We start from the raw sequence: 1207 nt of genomic DNA on the forward strand, positions 1-1207 counted from the left end.
AACAAAGAACTGAGCTAAAAAACAAATCTTTTTAAGCCATTTTTGAAACAAAATTCTCATTATATGGCATTCCTGATTTAGCAATTGCAAAAGCCTGTTTTAACAGTTTATTGCACACCGCCAACAAAGCCAGCTTTTTACTTTTCCCTTGTGCCACAATACGCTCAAACAACTCTCTACAGGCTTTGTTGTATTGACAAGCTGTAAAACTGCTCAAAAACAATTGATTCCTTAATTTCTTGTTCCCTATTTTGCTTATTCTACTTCGTCCTCTTACACTGCTGCCCGATTGCCTTATAGTGGGTGTAATACCTGCATAGCAGCATAGTTGTTTCGAGTTTTCAAACTTTGAAAAGCCATCAGTGAATACAACCAATAATATAGCCGCTTTTTCTCCTATGCCTGGAATGGTTTTTAAAAGCCTTAATTGTTCCTGTTGTTCTTCTTTTACCAAGGCTATCAATCTGGCTTCCAGAAGTGCCAGCTCTTTGTTTAAATGCTTTACTGTTCTGCTTAATGAACGATACACTGCTTTTGAAGGTATCCCTAAAACCTGTTCCCCATCTAATTTATTCTTCATGGCGGTACGGTGCTTTATATAAGTATCCATCAAGCGAAGTAACTGCAAACATTCCGCTTGACTTTTGTCTTTTGCCGTATAAAGCGGTACTTCATTGTTACGTGCATATTCACAGATAGATTTGGCATCACTTTTATCGGTTTTTACCTTCGACAATTTCATTTGGATAAAGCGCTTTACTGATAAAGGGTTTACTACCGAAACAGCATAGCCTTTATCATATAAATATTGGGCCAGACAATAATGGTAGTAGCCTGTAGCTTCCATAACCACCAAACTTTCCTTTGATAGTTTTTTAATGAATTGCTTAAATCCCTTTTCATTGTTTGTAAACTGATGGTGGCCATTCTCTAAACTAAAAACATCAAATACATCTTTGCTGATGTCTATTCCAAAAAATTCTGTATTTTTATTCATAAGAACTGTATTTATGAAAGGACATTCTACTTTGCTTTCAACAACTTGAAATCGAGATCTAGGTCTCACAGAACTGAACGAAATTAAAGTAGAAAAGAGAGGGGATTATCAATGTTGCCGAAGTCTGAAGCTTCACCGTGTATACTAACCTTAATCCTCTCTTTTGTTCTTTCTGATTTAATTCAAATTTAACTAAAAGACAAACTTAAG

1 protein-coding gene is annotated in these 1207 nt (G+C 35.5%); it reads right to left on the minus strand.

All coding sequences use genetic code 11. From position 1 onward, the window contains the following. Positions 1-31: 31 nt before the first annotated feature. Positions 32-997 carry an IS110 family RNA-guided transposase gene (locus VP395_RS15770; protein WP_346242989.1) on the minus strand — a complete coding sequence of 322 codons (966 nt, stop codon included), beginning with the start codon at positions 995-997 and terminating at the stop codon, positions 32-34. Between the last annotated feature and the right edge of the window lie 210 nt (positions 998-1207).

Source organism: Mariniflexile soesokkakense, from assembly GCF_039650365.1.
GTDB lineage: Bacteria > Bacteroidota > Bacteroidia > Flavobacteriales > Flavobacteriaceae > Mariniflexile > Mariniflexile soesokkakense.

What these genes read in the sequence shown, in the direction of transcription:
- VP395_RS15770 (WP_346242989.1), bottom strand. Translation starts at nt 997, where the DNA reads ATGAATAAAAATACAGAATTTTTTGGAATAGACATCAGCAAAGATGTA.